General features: G+C 45.9%; 11 protein-coding genes and 1 tRNA gene. 7 read left to right on the forward strand and 5 right to left on the reverse strand.

From position 1 onward, the window contains the following. Positions 1-25: 25 nt before the first annotated feature. Positions 26-502 carry a hypothetical protein gene (locus QGP82_RS18630; protein WP_163671020.1) on the reverse strand — a complete coding sequence of 159 codons (477 nt, stop codon included), beginning with the start codon at positions 500-502 and terminating at the stop codon, positions 26-28. A 198-nt stretch (positions 503-700) separates the two neighbouring features. On the opposite strand from QGP82_RS18630, the gene QGP82_RS18635 reads away from it, so the two are divergent. From QGP82_RS18635 to QGP82_RS18645, 3 genes are all read left to right on the forward strand, one after another. Further along, the gene (locus QGP82_RS18635) at positions 701-1399 is read left to right on the forward strand and encodes a hypothetical protein (protein WP_499060645.1); all 699 of its coding nucleotides are present in this window, start codon (positions 701-703) and stop codon (positions 1397-1399) included. Next, positions 1396-2085, forward strand: coding sequence for a molybdenum cofactor guanylyltransferase (locus QGP82_RS18640; protein ID WP_499060646.1), 690 nt, complete (start codon positions 1396-1398; stop codon positions 2083-2085). Before QGP82_RS18635 ends, QGP82_RS18640 begins: the two co-directional genes overlap by 4 nt. Positions 2086-2222: 137 nt before the next feature. Beyond that, the gene (locus tag QGP82_RS18645) at positions 2223-3041 is read left to right on the forward strand and encodes a phycobilisome rod-core linker polypeptide (protein ID WP_163699987.1); all 819 of its coding nucleotides are present in this window, start codon (positions 2223-2225) and stop codon (positions 3039-3041) included. Between the two features lie 89 nt (positions 3042-3130). On the opposite strand, the gene QGP82_RS18650 is transcribed toward QGP82_RS18645, so the two are convergent. The 3 genes from QGP82_RS18650 to QGP82_RS18660 all read right to left on the reverse strand — a co-directional run bounded on the left by QGP82_RS18650 (position 3131) and on the right by QGP82_RS18660 (position 6050). Then, positions 3131-4087, reverse strand: a complete 957-nt coding sequence (locus tag QGP82_RS18650) for an RluA family pseudouridine synthase (protein ID WP_163671016.1) — start codon at positions 4085-4087, stop codon at positions 3131-3133. Positions 4088-4146: 59 nt separating this feature from the next. Continuing rightward, positions 4147-4953: a uroporphyrinogen-III C-methyltransferase gene (cobA, locus tag QGP82_RS18655; RefSeq protein ID WP_163671870.1), complete on the reverse strand. Its 807-nt coding sequence runs from the start codon at positions 4951-4953 to the stop codon at positions 4147-4149. 200 nt (positions 4954-5153) lie between these two features. Continuing rightward, positions 5154-6050, reverse strand: coding sequence for a CbiX/SirB N-terminal domain-containing protein (locus QGP82_RS18660; protein ID WP_163671015.1), 897 nt, complete (start codon positions 6048-6050; stop codon positions 5154-5156). 558 nt (positions 6051-6608) lie between these two features. Between QGP82_RS18660 and QGP82_RS18665 the strand changes: the two genes are divergently transcribed. From QGP82_RS18665 to QGP82_RS18680, 4 genes are all read left to right on the forward strand, one after another. After that, positions 6609-6681 (forward strand) — tRNA-His (locus QGP82_RS18665). A gap of 568 nt (positions 6682-7249) precedes the next feature. Then, positions 7250-8950, forward strand: a complete 1701-nt coding sequence (locus tag QGP82_RS18670) for a ShlB/FhaC/HecB family hemolysin secretion/activation protein (RefSeq protein WP_499060647.1) — start codon at positions 7250-7252, stop codon at positions 8948-8950. Positions 8951-9050: 100 nt separating this feature from the next. Then, positions 9051-13511 carry a two-partner secretion domain-containing protein gene (locus QGP82_RS18675; RefSeq protein ID WP_499060648.1) on the forward strand — a complete coding sequence of 1487 codons (4461 nt, stop codon included), beginning with the start codon at positions 9051-9053 and terminating at the stop codon, positions 13509-13511. 98 nt (positions 13512-13609) lie between these two features. Next, positions 13610-16465 carry a CHAT domain-containing protein gene (locus tag QGP82_RS18680; RefSeq protein ID WP_499060649.1) on the forward strand — a complete coding sequence of 952 codons (2856 nt, stop codon included), beginning with the start codon at positions 13610-13612 and terminating at the stop codon, positions 16463-16465. Positions 16466-16510: 45 nt separating this feature from the next. Here the strand turns inward: QGP82_RS18680 and QGP82_RS18685 are convergent, their stop codons facing one another. Further along, positions 16511-16681: a hypothetical protein gene (locus QGP82_RS18685; RefSeq protein WP_163666591.1), complete on the reverse strand. Its 171-nt coding sequence runs from the start codon at positions 16679-16681 to the stop codon at positions 16511-16513. Positions 16682-16754 lie beyond the last annotated feature (73 nt).

A 16754-nucleotide genomic window follows, 5' to 3' on the forward strand; every position in this document is an offset into this window, starting at 1 on the left:
AATCTTGCTGATTCTGGTTTGCTGATTACCGTCGCTGTCTACGCTGGACGCGACGACGACGAGTACCCGTTGCCATCGAAGCAGGTAGCAGAGCTATCGGCGGGGCATGAAGCAGATCACCCTCCCTAGACCGCCTACCGACCGGGAAAGCAGGCAGATCGCTACATAGATCAACAAACCATAGCCCCAAGGCTATTAACAGAGTAATCACACTTAACAAAAAAATAGCCATTGCCCCAACTACCAGAGCATTAACAGCAATCATGGCACGCAGGGTCAGCACACCTAAACTGGTCAACATGCCCAGCAGCGTGGCGACTGTCAGCACAAAACTAAGGTAAGCCCACCGACACCGCCGTCTTATTCCTCGGGTCACCGTACTGCCTGAGCGCAACCAGCACCACCGCAGCCAAGCAGCTAGAGTCACCGTCATCACGATAATCACCATCAAGACGTTATTGACCAACAGTGAGATGAGTTGACCCGTTTGGACAGAAGACATCACAACCAAACTCCACTTGATTTAATGGATATTAGTTCAATTGTACTATTTTATTGTGCTCATGACTCCATCATGGGAGAAAAGCCAGTCGAATGGTATCGTTGTTGGCGTGTTTGTCACCTTCTAGGCAGAAAATGATTTTCCATAGGCATTTTTAGCCTGACACAAGGCGTTACTAATCCTCTGTTTCGGTTGTTCATGCAAGTGAAGTCACGTCCAAGACACATTGGGATTTATTTTTTACTCGGCATCCTTGCCTGTGTATTGGCTATCGTTTCCAAACTTGCCATTGTTTGGAGTGTTGACTCATACGTATATTCCTTGCCCATTGTGGGTGGTGTTCTCGCGTCTCTTGAAATTGCTGAACTTGCTAGCCCAATCCTGTTAGCGCTGTTAGGGGTCACCCTGGGTGCACTCACTTACTATTTACCCACAGGCAGCAACCTCAACCTGCGCTTGGTGCTACTTGGCATCACTCTACCGTTGGTTCTGATGCTTGGCCACCGAGTGCGTTATAACGCTTGGGTCAGACAGGTCGCCAACCAAGAAAGTTTATCGATCACTCACGCTCAACAGCTCACTGACGATTTTTTGCGACGGGAGACGGCAAAGTCTGGCAATGTGGGATTTTACTGGTATACGGCCACTCGAGCGACCCCACCGACTCGATTAGACAATCTGGAAAATCCCAATGATACTAGCCCACTGCAAACTCAGTTGACTGATTTAGGGCGACAGCAGACGGGGTTATTAAGGTTGGCTTTCGATATTTATAACTGGCTTTTTAATAATGCGGGCTGGGGCATCCGCGTTGCTTATGCAGTGCTGTCTGGGTTTATGGGGCTGTCATATTTTTATAGAGGGCAGCTGTGGGCTAATCGCCAGCGTCGCCAATGAACGGAGACTGTGACGTCAATCAATCAGTTCATGATGGGCATAGGACTGCTGCTTTAGTATTAGCCGGGGGGCGAAGCAGCCGCATGGGGCAAGATAAGGCCCTACTGACATTACCGATGGCAGGGCAAACAGGGGAGGCATTAACGTTACTGCAGCAGACTTGCTCCGTGGCCGAAAGGTGTGCAGCTCATACCTATGTATTAACTCCTTGGCCAGCAAAATACGCCAGTCGCTTGACGTCAACTGCCATTTTGCTAAAGGAAGAAGCTGCTGGGGCTGGCCCACTGGTTGCGTTAGCTCAAGGTTGGTCCATGATTTTGGCCCAAAGTCAGAGACGGGACCAGGAAATTCCTGACTGGCTGCTCCTGCTGGCCTGCGATATGCCCGCTCTTGATACAACCACAATCCAGCAATGGCAGGAGCAGCTGAAAACGATAGATGAGAATGCGATCGCAACCCTACCGAAAGCAGGCGATCGCTGGGAACCCCTCTGCGGGTTTTATCACCGTCGCTGCATTCCTAGTCTAAACAAGGCTTTGGCAGATAATATCCGATCATTCCAACGATGGTTAGCAACCGAAACAATTGTGCCGCTATCCAGTGCAGATTCTAATATGTTACGAAATTGCAATACTCCGGGCCAATGGCAGCAGTTTTTAGATTTTATAAACGCCAGAAACCCATAGGTAGCTTGACAAACGGTCCTTTTTTTCAATGTTAAGCTGTGTATTATTTTGCCCGACAATATCCGGTGCCGATCCCATAAACCCTTATAGTTATGATTAACGTTTGTTAAATTTCCTCATATTCTGGAGATTCTCAAGTGGCGATTCCTCTGCTGAACTATTCACCGGTTACTCAAAATTCTCGGGTTGAGGGCTATGAAATTCCTGGGGATGATCAGCCTAAGATCTATTCGACTCAGAATATTCTTTCTTCGACTGATATCGACGATCTGATTGAAGCGGCCTACCGTCAGATCTTTTTCCATGCATTTAAAGCTGACCGGGAAAAATTCCTAGAATCTCAGTTGCGTAGTAACCAAATCACTGTACGTGAATTTGTACGTGGTCTGCTGTTGGCTAACACTTATCGCAACAGCTTCTACAAAATGAATAACAACTATCGTTTTGTGGAGCAGACAGTTCAGCGAGTTCTGGGCCGTGACATCTTTAATAAGGAAGAAACTTTAGCCTGGTCGATTATAGTAGCGACCAAAGGTATTGAAGGGTTTGTTGATGCTCTCCTCGATAGTGATGAGTATTTAGACAACTTTGGCGATGACATTCTGCCCTATCAGCGTCGTCGTGTTCTACCTACTCGTAATCAAGGTGAACTGCCTTTCAACATCAAGTCACCTCGCTACGACGAGTACTACCGGTCTATCTTGGGTTTCCCCAAGCCTGTCTTCCAATCTTCTGTCCGTCGCTTTACACCGCAAGAGAAGCAGCCTAAGGCTGGTAGCCCAGCGTTGTTTATGGATATGGCTCGTGGGTTAAGCAACAGCCAGCCCCTGCCTTCCCAGCGAGTATCAGCTGTGAGCGTTAACTTTACGTCGGGTGTGCCCTACCGTCGAGTTAATTTCCCCATTAATGATCCTGTAGCAGCTGCCGCTGTTGAAAAAGCTAAGCAAGGTGCTTAGGATTTTTTATAACTCTTAAAAATTAAAAAGGGGGTAGATTTTCTGGATCCACTCCCTTTTTTATTAGCACGTAGATATTTCTAGTATTTCTAGCGTTGTCGTAATCTTTGAAGCAGGGTTTCAAACTGTGGGGGGAGAGGTGCGATCGCAACCACATCTTTTCCCGTTATCGGATGAGTCAGCGTTAGCTGGCGAGCATGCAACGCCTGACCTGGTAACTTTACCCCTATGGAGCGTCCTGAGCCGTAGGTCATATCCCCCACAATGGGGTTCCCCAGTAGCGCACTATGCACTCGAATTTGGTGGGTGCGCCCCGTTTCCAATCGATAATGCACTAATGTGTAGTTGCCCAAACGCTCCTGAATACGCCAGTGGGTAACGGCTCGCCGCCCTCCTTTCTCAATGGGCACCACCGCCATTTTTTTTCGATCCCTCGGATGACGTCCGATGGGAGCATCCACAATCCCAACATCCTGATTTTCTGGGAGCTTCGGCACTCCAAAAACGACGCCAAGGTATTCTCGCTGGGCTGTTTTCGCCTGAATTTGTCCCTGTAGATGATGTAATACCGGCTCCGTCTTAGCCACCACCATCGCCCCAGTTGTATCTTTATCCAAACGGTGCACAATCCCAGGGCGTTGCACACCGCCCACCCCCGTCAGCTGATCGCCACAATGGGCCAACACGGCATTGACTAACGTGCCTTTGGGATGACCTGGAGCTGGATGTACCACCATGCCTGGAGGCTTATTTACCACCAGCAGGTATTGATCTTCGTACAAAATATCGAGGGGAATCGCCTCTGGCGTTAATTCAAATGCCTCAACCTCAGGAATTTTTAGCTGTAGCCAATCCCCTGAACTAACGATTACCTTTTTATTGATACAGGGCTGATCATTAATCCTCAGGGCCCCTTGCTCAATCAACTTTTGAATACGATTGCGGGATAAATCACAATTCTGGGAGAGCCACCGATCAATTCTTTCATTAGCAGCATCCGTAACCGACAGCTCAATTACGCTCCCATATTGCTCCCCATTGTCCATTTTGAATTACCTATCCCCATTCATTGCAATCAGGACAGACCCAATATTCTCCCGATCGGTTATCTTGCCTGAACCGTTTGCCAATGGGGAGAATGCATCGGCGATGCAGAGGCCAATGTTTCATACAGATCGACAACACGACCAATGATTGCGATCGCAGGTGCTTGAAACTGCTGTTCCTCAACTTGCTGAACAATTGTAGCCAATGTTCCAATCAACTCTTCCTGGTCAGGTCGCGTTCCCCATCTCACCAAAGCCACTGACGTTTCCTCAGCCATGCCAGCTGCCGTAAGTTCCGACACAATATTCACTAAATTGTGCACACCCATGTAAATAACAATGGTTTCCGAGCCATGGGCCAATGCCGACCAATTGACCTGCGGACGATACTTACCCGCAGCCTCATGACCAGTTACGAACGTCACCGACGAACTATAATTGCGGTGCGTTACTGGGATACCCGCATAGGCAGGAGCCGCAATGCCAGCCGTAATCCCTGGCACCACCTCCACATCAATCCCAGCTTCCAGCAACCCCATCATCTCTTCGCCACCTCGGCCAAACACAAACGGGTCCCCCCCTTTCAGCCTGACCACCACAGCATTAATTTTCGCCTGCTCAATCAAAAGCTGGGTAATGTCTTGTTGCACCATAGAATGACGCCCGCGACGTTTACCCGCATCAATCACCTGAGTATGCTCACTAATCATGGCCAAAATTGGCGGACTCACTAGAGCGTCATGAATCACCACATCCGCATGCTCTAACAGGCCCTTAGCTTTCAAAGTTAGAAGGCCTGGATCACCAGGACCAGCCCCCACCAAATAGACTTTGCCAAACGTATCTTGAGTCAGGGAATGAGACATGTCAGTTGCAATGGGATGGATATGATTGATCAATTCTGGCAAACCTAACCCAGCATTGATTGCCAAAATCGATACAGCAGCAATGATGTACCTGCTTAATTTTACTTAAGATATCCTTAACCTTAAGTCATATTTGTCCCATTGTTGTCCCATGGATAGTCTGAATCAAGGGCTAAAAATCGTACTCTTCAGCACAACCATTATGAGGATGTGCTGTGGCCCAAGGTCTGCACAACTATATTAGCCACGTCAAACGTGGCCCCTAATGGTGGCAATAACCGGAAATTGGTGCGCGGGAAGCGCTCAGCTAACTCCTCAGTCAAATGAGCCACTGCATCTGTAATTCCACCAGCAAACAGAAAATAGGGAAAAATAGTCAGCGTCGAACAGCCCTGCTGCATTAAATGAATCGTTTGGTTCTGAATATCAGACTCAGTTGTCCAGTAAGCAACCGCTGTCCCCAAAGACTTCGCCAAATTATCCACAGCTCGATTTCCCCTCACTCGTCGACTACCGTGGGCAACGATTAAACGCCCTGACTTCGGGGAATGGAAAAATCGATTTTGAATCAGTTCATGCATGCCTGGGGCACCGCCAATATGATGACCCAGTTCCAACTCAATGACATCACCCAGCTCGTGGCGAGCTAGATCCACTTCATCGGGTAAATCTTGCATAACATGCTTACCCTTCAACAAAAACAGCGGCACCAAGTGTAAGCGATCGATACCAGCAGAACTCAGCCGTCGACCAAATTCACAAATCTGCTGATGTAGCGGCAAAAGTCCACAGTCTAAAACAGCAGTTCCAACAATAAAGCGGTCCTGAGGCAATCGAGTGGTAGTGGCAGTCACAGTCGACCTAAACGCTGGCGCAACCGCTAATACCGTCGCCTGTTGACGATTAGCACCTAAAACCGTTTTAGGAGTAAACCGATTGTCTGGCACCATCACTGGGCCACAAGACTGACTGCTCCATGGGCTCACTAGAGACGGGTTAAGTCGCTCTCTGATTAGCTGAGCCAATCGATTTATAGCGATTTGATGCCGTGGATCACGACTGCCATGGGAAATCAAAAGATAGGCTGTAGATGTCACGAGAAGTTTTAAATGAGATTGTTAGGGTGAGACGAAATCAATAAATCCCCGGGACACTGTCCCGATGTCTGTCTTTAGGAACCAAAGCTAATGACGCTGGAATAACTAGTGAGCGCACTAATCTAGCAGCAAACCGATGCTGTAGCTGTAGATTCACTAACTTTCCAGCGGGTATAGCGACCTACCAATATGCCTCTAGAACAGACTTGGAAACTATTCAACACACGTTATGTAGTCCACACATTCTTGATAACGTTGCCGGAATAACGCTGCTGGGCATAATCAAGGTTTTCACTCTCAACTTGACCCCAAACAATTTGATAATCGGCTTACACACCAATTGTTATAAACACTACTCACTTTAGTAGTATCCACGGAATCATGCCAGATTTCTGTTGTGGTTGATGCTATTTCCATCCTTATTTAATCAACTCAATCTATCATCAAGGGTGCATTTAGTAAGCCCAACCCAGTCATCGGTTAAACTTTTAATCGCAAAATATTCAGGAAAACCATGTAATCGCTGAACAGGGGTGATATTATAGAAACTCAAACACGGCGAGCGTAGCCAAGTGGTTAAGGCAGTGGATTGTGGTTCCACCATTCGGGGGTTCGAGTCCCCTCGTTCGCCCTCCTTACAGCGATTGCTGAAAATAGTTAGCTCAACCACTAGCCTCAATCTATCGGCTAGTGGTTATTGCTGATAAAGGGGTCAAACCCCTCAACCAGCTATCAGACTCCGTGCAAAGCAAGTCTCAACCTACTTGCAAGAACAGTTGCAGACATTAAAAGGTAGTCATAACTTTTCTCAATACAACTGTCAGCATCAGCAAGCGTTATTGGATGTATAGACAGAACCCAGGGATTTGTGATGTCTTAACTGACTACTCTTGCAGAACATCTTGCTAATCAAATCCTACAAGCTAATTTGCTAAATCCTATAAAAAAACTTTTTCGTATTTTTCTCTTGCAGAATTTTATCATTTAATTTCCTGCATAAAAATATTTAGATGTTCGTATTTCTCTAATAGCGGTAGATATTTTGAGCTTATGGATAGCAGGTCAAGAATTTTTCTAATAAATACCCCCCAAGGTAAGCTTATCCCTAAAAAGAACAGGAAATGAACTCACATCCATCGGGCTGCTTACAGAATAGACAATCAGTCTCTCAAAATGGTCTGCTCTTAGCAGTTGGGCTGATGAGTGCAATCAGCGTTCTGCATTTTCTTAGCCCACATCATATAGAACACGCACAAGCACAGACAACTCCTGTAGAGCTGCCCAGCCCCCAAGACACGTTACCGCCACCCCTTACTCCTCAACCTGAGCTGCTGCCTGCTCAAGATTTACCGTCTGCGGATGAACTCTTAGATCAACCTCAAGATCAACCCAATCAGTCTTCTGTCCCAAGAGATAGTGGCACGTTTTTGATTAAACGTTTCGAATTTGTCAATAACACAGCTTTTGATGATGAAACCTTACAAGGGGTGACCCATGAATTTACGGGAGAATCACAAACATTTGCAGATGTGACTGCCGCCCGTGCAGCCGTAACTCAGCTATACATAGATGAAGGATATGCTACCTCCGGTGCCATCGTTCCACCACAACAAATTGTGGATGGGATCGTTCTGATGGAGATTATTGAGGGTAGCCTGTCCGAGATTTTGGTCACAGGCAATCGGCGGCTGCACCCAGGGTATATAAGTAGTCGCATTGCGCTCGGAGCTACAGCGCCCTTAAACGTAAACACATTAGTCAAAAGATTACAGCTCCTACAGCTTGATCCGCTAATAACCACAATCTCTGCGGACTTACAAGCCAGTCCGCAAGCAGGCCACAATCGTCTTGTGGTGTCTGTGGTTGAAGCAGATAGCTTTGGGATCACCTACACCCTGGATAATAATCGCTCTCCCAGTGTTGGCACCGTGCGTAATCAACTGCAAGCGACCGAAGCGAATTTACTCGGTTTAGGCGATCGCCTAAGTATTGGGTACACGACAACTAGTGGTAGTAATGGAATTAATGTTGATTACACATTACCCGTTAGTCCCCACGGCAGCACGCTGAGATTAGCGGTTGATACTTCTGATAATGATGTCATTGAGGAGCCTTTTGATGTTTTAGATATTGACTCAGATTCTAATTTTTTTGAGCTTACCCTCAAATATCCCCTAAAGTTCACTCCAGCTCAAGAGTTTGCCATTGGACTCACAGCCTCTCATCAACGCGCTCAAACATCTTTAGGCATTGATGATATTGGCCCCATACCACTGTCATTGGGAGCTGACAATGAAGGACGTACCAGAGTCTCTGCCTTGCGTTTTTTTCAAGCGTGGACCCAGCGTAGTACAACAGAGGTTTTAGCATTGCGATCGCAGTTTAATCTCGGCCTCGACATGCTAGATGCCACCGTCAATGACGGAGATATACCAGATAGTCGTTTCTTTTCGTGGCAAGGTCAAGCCCAGTGGCTGCGGATTCTTGCACCCGACACGTTATTGCTACTGAAGGGCAGTGCTCAGTTGACGACTGATCCGCTATTAAGTTTGGAGCAGTTGAGTCTTGGGGGACAGTCTACTGTGCGAGGCTATCGTCAAAATCTTTTGTCTACAGATAATGGGTTGTTGGCATCTGCGGAGGTACGATTGCCAATCTGGCGCGATCGCACCAATGATAGGCTACTGCAAGTTACACCATTTTTGGAGGCGGGCTATGGCTGGAATCGTGAAGGTAATAATCCTGATCCATTAGCCAGTGTAGGCATTGGCCTGCTATTCCGTCAGCAAGATCTGATAGGCCGCCTGGACTGGGGCATTCCCCTCATTTCTGAAGAAGATGATCGCGATTCTCTGCAAGAAAATGGCCTATATTTTACGCTTCAGTATTCGTTCTTTTAGCAATGAATTAGAAGAGAACAGCAATCTATAAAAAAGATTGAGCCAGCATCTAAAAGCTCACATAGTTGATAGTATCAGCACAATTTAACGTCATTACCCTATGACTTATCGCCCATCCCCCCATTTTCTCCTATTTAGTTCCATACTTGCCATTAGTCAGCTAGCAACGGTTGTTTATGCAGCCTCATCTGGTAATTCCCAGAACCATCTAGCCGCTGGATATTCTGAGGATAAAGCAACAGAGTCTCTCAGAGGAAACATGCTAGTCGCTCAGATTATTCCTGATAACACATTGGGGCTTGAGTCCTCATCTATAATTAAGGAGAATAGTACTGAGCGCATTAACGGTGGAGCTATCCGGGGAGAAAGTTTATTTCATAGCTTTGAAGAATTCAATATCAATCCAGGGCAGCAGGTTTATTTTATAAATCCGGATGGCATTGAGATGATTCTCAGTCGGGTTACTGGCAGTAATCCCTCTGAGATTGATGGGCTATTAGGCATTGACGGCCCTGCCAATTTATATTTTTTAAACCCCAATGGCATTACCTTTGGACCCAATGCTCAATTAGATATTCGCGGTGCGTTCACAGCCAGCACAGCAGGGAGCATCGAATTTACAGATGGTAGTGTATTCAGTGCTGCCAGTCCACAAGGTACTTCACTATTAACGATGAGTGTGCCACTAGGCGTCCAATTTAGTGGCTTACCTCAAGGAGATATTAACAACACTGGGAACCTGGAAACCGGAGGCGATCTTACACTGTTAGGGAATCAGCTGTATTTGGAAGGACAGTTAAGCGCAGGCAACAATCTGACTCTACAGGCACAAGATGCAGTGACCATTAGGGATACAGAAACTGACGCTTTTATTGCCCGCTCAGGCAATGACCTCATTATCCAGGGAAATGAAAGCATTGATATTTGGACACTTCAGCATTTGGAGCAGACACCTTTTTTGAGTGGCGGAGATTTACGCCTGATTAGTGATGGAGAGATTTCAGCTGATGCTCACTTTGAGAGTGGTGGTGGCTTACAGTTTTTAACCCTGACCGGTACACCTGGTAATTTTATTAGCTTATATGATCCGATTATCTTTGCCAATGGAGATGTGGTTTTCGGCAATTATGAAGGAGCCGCCCTCAAAGTTGAAGCCACAGGAAGCATTCAAGCAGGCAATATTCGCATCACGGGTCCCGATACTACGTTGACGCCAGATGGCTCCGGTTCTGATGAAGACTTATTAGCCAGCAGTTCAGCTGCAATCTTACGGGCCGGAGTCGAAACAGTTGGACGGCCTAATATACCACAGGAATCTGGAGGCACCTCTTTTAACGCAGGACCTGTAGCTAATCAACCTCCCGGCAGTATTGCAGTCAACATTATAGATACAACATCTGTCATAGATGGGGGAGATGGAGGACCCATCATCCTAGAAGCAGATGGTGATATCACAACTGGTGAAAATTTGCGTTCGTTTTCGCGTTCAGATACAGGCAATGCTGGCAATGGTGGACCTATTTTGATCTCCTCATTATCTGGAAATATCTTAATTGATGGCAGGATAGCCTCATTCTCGCAGGCACGGCGTGGAGATGGGAATGCTAGCAATGGCGGCAATATCTCGATCTCTTCCATCACAGGTAACATCACAACCAACGACAGAATCAATGCTTTCTCCCTTAGCCAAAGGAACACAATTGGCAATGCTGGAAATGCTGGAAATATTTCTATTTCTTCCATATCTGGCGACCTGACAATCAATGAACGATTGAATGCATTTTCGGAAGCATCAGCTGGCAGACCCAGTAGGGGCGGTGATATCTCTATCTCTTCCATCACAGGTAATATCACAACTCGTGGACGCATAGATACAAATTCAACCGCACGCAATGATGGCGGCAGATCAGACAATGGCGGCAATATCTCGATCTCGTCGAGGTTTGGAGACATCGCCACATTCAACAATTTAGTAACATTCTCGGAGTCGTTTTCAAGCGACTCTGGCAATGGGGGAGACATATCTATCTCCTCAGAGACAGGAGATATTATCAACAATAATCCATTAGCAGCATTTTCGATATCACGTGCTGGCAATGCTGGCAATGGCGGGAATATTAACCTTTCTTCAGTTCGTGGAAATATATCAACAGAAACATTTATTAGGTCGTTCTCATTTGTGCGACAAGCTGGAGGCAAATCGGGCAATGGTGGAGATATTTCTTTCATCTCAAGATTTGGCAATATCTCAGCAAATGGTCGTTTGAGTTCTTTCTCATCTTCTGCGTCTTCTTTAGAAAATGGTGGTTCAGGTAATGGTGGAGATATTTTTCTATCTTCCAATTTCGGTGATATTTCCACTAACCGCATAGATTCATCATCGACCTTCTATGCACCTTCATCTAACCCAGTTTTTTCAGAACAGACTGGTACCGTGGGGAACGGTGGTAATATCTCGATTTTCTCAGAAGTTGGTGATATCACTAACAATAACACTTTGTTCTCAGGCTCAGTTTCACGTAATGGGGATGTTGGCAGAGGCGGTGATATTTCTGTTCGCACTGTAGAAGGCACTATTTTTAATAACGATAATCGAATAAGTACAGTGGCCGCTTCAGAGATCAACGAAGATACTGGAGCAGGCGGGAATGTTACCCTACAAGCATCTAGGATCTTAGATGTACAGGTGTCAACTGTCTCCAGTGGTGATGCATCAGGCAACGTCACAATCCAAGGAGGGAACAATGACCTGACTATAAGTAATCTCAACCTAGTCACTAGTGGTCAGCTTGAAGTTATCAATCCTGTTGTAAATGATGGTCAACGTATTTCCTTAGAGCTCAGTGATTTTGATCAGTCTGGCGAGGTTTTCATAATAAGTAATGGGGATCTCAATCTCAATAATGTTCAATTGTTAAGTGATGCGAACCGGTCTGCAGATGCTGGGAATGTCAGCATCATCTCTAGGACAGGCAATATTCAACTTGATAATAGTCAGATTTTGAGTAATACCAATACTGGTAGTAGTGGTAGCGGCGGTAACGTCTTGCTTGAAAGTGCAAGCAGCATCACCCTAGAGACCAATAGTAGAATCAATACGAATACGGATGGTAGAGGAACTGCAGGGGGTATTCGCATTCGCACACCTCTATTGAACCTTCAGAACGGAGCACAAATCACGGCTGCAACTAATAGCCCAGAGAGAAATGGTATTGGCGGAAGTATTAGAGTCAATGCCGAAACAATTACCCTTGCCGATGCTGATACTGAAATCACTGTAAGTACAAATGGTCCAGCCAATGCTGGCAGCATTAGCTTAGAACCATTCAATAGTGGTGGTAGTATTAGTGTCTCTAGCATCAATAATGAGCCACAAATTTCAGCCTCTACAACACTCAACAGCAGCGGTAATGGAGGCAGCATCATTATTCGAGGTGATGAGAGTGTAACTTTAGATAATGCCCTTATAAATACCAATACTGACGGTATTGGGCGTGCAGGAAGTATCCGCATTCGCACACCTCTATTGAACCTTCAGAACGGAGCACAATTAACCGCTGCGACTAATAGTCTAGAAGAGAATGGAGATGGTGGTGATTTTGATATTGCAGCCGATGTCATTAATCTTTCTGGTAACGAGACAGAAATATCTGTCAGTACCAATGGTTTGGCCAAGGCTGGCAACATTACGCTTAGACCACTGAACAGTGGTGACATTATCATTGCAACCATTACAGATGGCCCACAATTTTCCGCTTCTACAACACGTAACAGCAATGGTCAAGGCGGCAACATCATCCTTCGGGATGCAGATCTTGCAATCTTGAGAAATACCAGCCTTGTAACCGGCAGTGATGGCTCTGGAGATGCAGGCAGTATCATCGTTGAGAATGTAGATGTTCTCCTTTTACGCCAGGGTAGCTTGATTCAGGCTGGGGCCAGTGCAAACGGCAACGGTGGAGATATTGACATCGATGCTAACTTGGTGCTCACGGTTCCTGATGAAGATAATGATATTTTGGCCGACACCAATACTGGCACAGGTGGCAACATTGACATTACCACTGAGCGTATCCTTGGCTTTCGAGAAGTTCAGACCTTTAGTAATGACCTTCGCGGCAATGGTCTCAATGATATCAGCGCCCAGTCTGAAAGGGGCGGTGACGGTGAGGTCAGTATTAATAATTTAGCGGTTGATCCGAACCAAGGCTTATCAGAACTGCCCATTGATGTGGTAGACCCCAGCAATCAAATTGCCCAAGGCTGCAATCTTGCCAACAACAACATTGCAGATAGTCAAGTAGGCGACTTTATTATCACGGGGCGGGGTGGTCAACCCTTGAGTCCGATAGATATTGCTAGCGAGGACCTCATACAAGACGATCTAGGACCAGAAACTGGTCAACCACAGGCATCGGCTCCAATAATTACCAGCTTTCCCCACCAGGAACCTGTATCACTAGCAGATGCACAAGAAGCCGTTGTAACAGAATCAGGCGATGTCTTTTTAGTGGCTGAGGGTAGCTGGCTACCCTCTATTTCCTGCTCATCTTTACGATAGGCCTGATGAGTTGAATTAACTAACAGCAAGGGGTAACAGCCATGAAAGTAAACGTCTTCAAACGAGGGTTACTGAGGTCCCGCTTTTTAAGATTAATAATGGTTACTGCTGGGTTGACAGCCCTTCTAGGACTACAAACACCAGTCAGCCTATTGAGCTCTGCCATAGCAATCACTACATCAGATGATATCTCCCTGAGTCAGCATGGGCAATCACCGTTCTATTTAACCAGTGCTCAACAACTTTTACAGCAAGGTAGAGAACATTATAGAGCCGAACAATTTACCCAGGCTGCCAATCTGTGGTTAGAAGCAGAGAAGCGCTTTTCCATCCAGCGTGATGGACTGAATCAGGTATTGGCTCTCAACAATTTAGCCCTCGCCTATCGTCAACTAGGTCAATGGTCAGAGGCTGAAAGTGCTATAGGCAAAAGTCTTGAAATACTTCAGAATATAAACCCTCTAACGACTGAAGGATTAAGACTCTATGGTCAAGCCTTAAATACTCAAGGTAGCCTGTACTTAACTCAGGGACATACACAAAAAGCATTGGAAATCTGGGAACAGACAGCTGATATTTATACGCAAGCTAACTATTCCGAAGGTGTAGTCAAAAGTTTACTTAACCAAACCCATGCCTTACGCAGGCTAGGCTTTCTACTAGAGTCCCGTAGTCGTTTGTCACAAGTAGAGGCACTTATAGAGGCACAAGACAATATCTCACTAAAAGTAGCTCTTACTCGAACTGTAGGAGATCATCAGCGTTTGCTGGGAGAATTTAAAGCATCTCAGGCTTCACTAGATAAGAGCCTACAGCTAGCTGAGGAATTTGCTGTAGATAAAGAATTAGCAGCCACTCAATTGAGTGTTGGCAATACTCTACATGTCAGGGCGCAACAACAGGAAACCTTTGCTCGCCGTACTCGAAATAAAACAGATCAGGCAAAGGCTGACATCTTATATCAACAGGCATTGGATTCCTATGCAGCGATTTCTGTCCAAGCTCCTTTACTGGTTCAAACTCAAGCCCTGTTAAATCAGTTTGATATTTCTTTGCATCGTAAGGGGTGGTCAAGGGCAAACTCTATACAAACATCGTTACTATCAAAACTTGACGCTCTACCCTCAGGTCGCACATCTGCTTTTATTCATATGAGGCTGGCACGCTTACTAATGGATAAATGCACAAACGCCTGCCTTGCAGAGATAACTATTCCTCAACAACAGATCTATTCTTTGCTTTGGAAAGCAAAGCAACAGGCTGAAGCCATCAGAGATCCAGTGGCCGTATCTTATGCGCTGGGATATCTAGGCCATCTTTATGAAATAGAAGAACAGTATGTAGATGCGCAAAAACTAACTGAGGCTGCCCTGAAGCAAGGACACCATCAGCCCAGTCTTATTTATCAATGGGAATGGCAGTTAGGACGCATTGAGAACAAGCTAGAGTTTACGCGAGAACGAGTACTCTCTCACTATGATGTAGCTTTTCAAAAGGTGCAGGCAGTGCGTAACGATTTATTGTATGTAGGGCCAGACATACAATTTTATTTTCGAGATCGCATCGAACCTCTATACCGAGAATATATCAGCCTCCTTCTACCCAAAGAAGAGATCGCGATTTCAGACAATACAGCTCAACTGCTCCGAGCACAAACCGTCATTGATGATTTGCGCGTAGCCGAGTTAGAAAGCTTCCTGGCCTGCGGACTCATTGCACCTGATGACAATATTCAACGCACGACTATTCAGGATGTGGCAAATACAGATAAAACCACAGCAATTATTTACCCAATTATTTTGCCAGATGAACCTGGAGGAGACCGCATTGAAGTTCTCCTTCAATTACCAGACAAGGCTCCAGACCAGACCATCCAAAGATATTCTCCGAAAGTCAGCCAGACCGGTTTATCGCATACACAAAATACTGACAGTCCTGAGCAGCGGTCTTCTAAGGTAAAAGCAAAACTAGAAAAGTTTCGCCATGAGCTTGAGAGAACATACAATTATGTGCTTTCTCAACCTGGGCAACGGCTGGCTAACGAAATTTATGATTGGTTAATTCGCCCGGCTGAAGAACAAGGCTGGCTAGAATCCATAGACACCCTAGTCTTTGTTCTAGATGGAGCATTTCGTAATGTGCCCATGGCAGCGTTGTATGATCAACAAACAAAACAATTTTTGATTGAGAAATATGCGATCGCAGTCACCTTTGGTGATTTAGCCATTCCCCAAGCCCCTCCCGCACAATCTTTCAGTATTTTCACAGGGGGCCTATCTTCTGCAAGTTCATTACCCATAGCCCCAGAGCAAAGCATCACCTCAAACTCCAATGCGCCCGAGTCTACAATGTATTTCCACGCACTGGCCTTTGTAGAAGATGAACTAGAAGCCATTCAAAACATCATGGGCGAGACAGAAAACCTGCTCAACTTAGAATTCAAGAAGAGCAGTGTACAAACCAAAATGCGCTCATCTACTCACAATATTATTCATTTTGCCACCCATGGCGTATTTGGCTTTACCCGAGACGACACTTATTTATTGGTGGCAGCATCAGAGCAACCCACAGAAAACAGGGCAGAGCAGAAAGGTCAGGCTATTGAAGTAGAAAAAATGGACCTTAATGACTTTGACCGTTTGCTTAGAACTCGCAACCAAACACCACTTGAGTTACTGGTTCTTAGTGCATGCGAAACAGCTACAGGTGATAGTCGGGAGGTATTGGGTATTGCAGGCCTTGCAGTACAATCAGGCGCTCGCAGCACTGTGGCCTCTCTATGGAGTATTAATGATTTCTCTACAGCTGAGTTAATTAAGGATTTTTACGAACAGTTAGTTAACCCAGATATTTCTAAGGCAAAAGCTCTACAACAGGCACAGGTAAACCTAATTAGACAGAATATAAGACCCTCTTATTGGGCTCCCTATCTATTAGTAGGAGACTGGCGTTAGAGAGCATTTCAAGGCGAATACCCACTCTAACGCCACAAGCAAGGACTACAAAGAAGACTTACGCCGATTTAATCGATTACGTCTTGGAGCAAACATAAACAGTAGCAAGACATAAACTAATACACTCACACCAAAATAGGGGGCAAGACTATCCTGCTCAATCTCGTTCGTAATTACAGGCGCTTCCACCTGAGCTATGCTAACGTATGTTTCCATGGCTAATACAAGCCTCCACCATTGTCTAAGGGAGCATCAAGGCATTAACTCACTGGCAAAGGGGGGAGATCTG

The organism is Leptothoe sp. LEGE 181152 (assembly GCF_032906605.1).
In the GTDB taxonomy this organism is placed as follows: Bacteria; Cyanobacteriota; Cyanobacteriia; order Phormidesmidales; family Phormidesmidaceae; genus Leptothoe; species Leptothoe turfae.